This is a genomic window from Streptomyces sp. NPDC057654 (genome assembly GCF_042800135.1).
GTDB lineage: Bacteria > Actinomycetota > Actinomycetes > Streptomycetales > Streptomycetaceae > Streptomyces.
This window is the reverse complement of sequence record NZ_JBHVHQ010001136.1, coordinates 1-2,218: the sequence shown is the minus strand read 5'-3', so window position 1 is coordinate 2,218 and position 2,218 is coordinate 1. Positions and strand designations below refer to the sequence as shown.

At 75.8% G+C, this 2,218-nt stretch carries 2 protein-coding genes; both read left to right on the top strand.

Annotation, left to right across the window (positions count from 1 at the left end; translation table 11 throughout):
• Positions 1-3: 3 nt before the first annotated feature.
• The gene (locus ACFU99_RS41320; protein ID WP_384403255.1) at positions 4-1,605 is read left to right on the top strand and encodes a DHA2 family efflux MFS transporter permease subunit; all 1,602 of its coding nucleotides are present in this window, start codon (positions 4-6) and stop codon (positions 1,603-1,605) included.
• Between the two features lie 176 nt (positions 1,606-1,781).
• Positions 1,782-2,195, top strand: coding sequence for a DUF3151 domain-containing protein (locus tag ACFU99_RS41315; RefSeq protein WP_384403252.1), 414 nt, complete (start codon positions 1,782-1,784; stop codon positions 2,193-2,195).
• Positions 2,196-2,218 lie beyond the last annotated feature (23 nt).

Below are 2,218 nucleotides of genomic sequence, written 5' to 3'. Positions count from 1 at the left end.
GTTATGAGCGATGCCCCGAAAAAGTCCCCGAAGGAGTCCGTACGCCCGACGGCCGTCACCGGTCCGGAAGGGCCCGCCGCCGAAGGGCCCGGCGCGGTGCGGGTCGGCACGCCCGCGGGGCGCTGGGTGCTGCTCACCGCCGTGCTCGGCTCCGGCATGGCAATGCTGGACAGCACCGTCGTCAATGTGGCGCTGCCCCGGATCGGGGCCGACCTCGACGCCGATCTGGCGGTGCTCCAGTGGACCGTCAACGCCTACATGCTCACGCTTGCCGGGCTGATCCTGCTGGGTGGCGCGCTGGGCGACCGGTTCGGGCGGCGCCGGGTGTTCGTCGTCGGAGTGGTGTGGTTCGCGCTCGCCTCGCTGCTGTGCGGCCTCGCGCCCAACGCCGGGGTGCTGATCGCGGCCCGCGCCCTGCAAGGCATCGGCGGCGCGCTGCTCACCCCCGGCTCGCTCGCCCTCATCCAGGCCACGTTCCACCCGGACGACCGGGCCAGGGGCGTGGGCGCCTGGTCCGGGCTGGGCGGCGTGGCCTCGGCGATCGGGCCGTTCGTGGGCGGCTGGCTGGTGGACGGGCCCGGCTGGCGCTGGGTGTTCCTGATCAACCTGCCGCTGGCCGCCGTCTGCGTGCCGGTCGCGCTGCGGCACGTACCGGAGACCAGGGACGTACGGGCGCGGGGCCGGTTCGACGTGCTGGGCGCGGTCCTGGGGGCCCTCGCCCTCGGCGCGGTCACGTACGCGCTGATCGCCGCGCCCGACAAGGGAGCGTCGCCCTGGGTGATCGGCCCGGCGGTCGCCGGGGTGCTGTTCGGCGTGGCCTTCGGGTACGTCGAGCGGCGGCGGGCCGATCCGATGCTGCCGCTGACCATCTTCTCCTCGCACCAGTTCACGGCCGTCAACGCGGTGACCGTCTGTGTCTACGCGGCCTTCGGCGGCTTCTTCTTCCTCTCCGTGCTCCAACTCCAGGTCGTCGCCGGATACTCGGCGCTCGCCGCCGGGACCGCGCTGCTGCCGACGACCGTCCTGATGCTCCTGCTCTCCGCCCGCTCCGGCGAGCTGGGCCAGCGCATCGGGCCGCGCCTTCCGCTGACCGTCGGGCCGCTGCTGTGCGCGGCCGGGATGCTGCTGATGACGCGGGTGACGGCCGGGGCCGGGTACTGGCGGGACGTGCTGCCCGCGCTGATCGTGCTGGGCCTGGGCATGGTCGTGCTCGTCGCCCCGCTCACCGCGACCGTGCTGGCCTCCGTCGACGTCGGCCGGGCCGGGCTGGCCAGCGGCGTCAACAACGCGGCGGCGCGGGCTGCGGGGCTCGTCGCGGTGGCGGCCCTGCCGCTGCTGGCGGGCATGGGCCCGGACGCGTACCGGGACGCCGGGCAGTTCGGGGACACCTTCCGGCGGGCGATGCCGATGTGCGCGGGGGCGCTGGTGGTGGCCGCGCTGATCGGCTGGTTCGCGGTGCGCAAGGAGCCCGCGGCGGGACTCGGCGGGGAAGCGGCGGAGGCCGGTGAAGCCGCGCCCGCCGAACCCCGGATATGCCGCCCGGAGTGCGCCTACCACTGCGGCGTGAGTGCCCCGCCGCTCGACCCCGGCACCGTGGACGACTGACGCGGGGACGGCCCCCGCGCGGCCCCCGGCGCGGCCCCTGTGCGGCTCCCGCCGGGCCTCCCGTACGGCCCCGGCTCCGTACGCCGCCGACGGCGGGCGCGGGCGCCGGGCGGTCTCTCGTACGGACATCACCCGCAACGGCCCCACGGCCGCCCGCACCAGGCAGACTGGAGCCCATGTCCATTCACGAGAACCTGCTCGGGGGACCGCCCCCGACCCATCTGCCCGACGACCCCGAACCGCGCGAGCTGCTCGCCTCCGGCGCGGCCTCCTCCGAGGTCGCCGCGAAGTACCCGTACTCCTCCCTCGCGTGGGCCCAGCTCGCCGACGAGGCGTTCGAGGGCGGCCGGGTCGTCGAGTCGTACGCCTACGCCCGTACCGGCTACCACCGCGGCCTCGACGCGCTGCGCCGCGCCGGCTGGAAGGGCCACGGCCCGGTGCCGTTCGAGCACGAGCCCAACCGCGGCTTCCTGCGCGCGCTGCACGCCCTGGCGCGGGCCGCGCAGTCGATCGGCGAGCAGGAGGAGTACGAGCGCTGCGCGGCGTTCCTGCGCGACTCGTCCCCGACGGCCGCCGACACGCTGGGCTGACGCGAGCCGAGGCGCGACGGCGG

Coding starts and splice junctions, on each gene's coding strand:
- ACFU99_RS41315 (WP_384403252.1), top strand. CDS start 1,782: ATGTCCATTCACGAGAACCTGCTCGGGGGACCGCCCCCGACCCATCTG.
- ACFU99_RS41320 (WP_384403255.1), top strand. CDS start 4: ATGAGCGATGCCCCGAAAAAGTCCCCGAAGGAGTCCGTACGCCCGACG.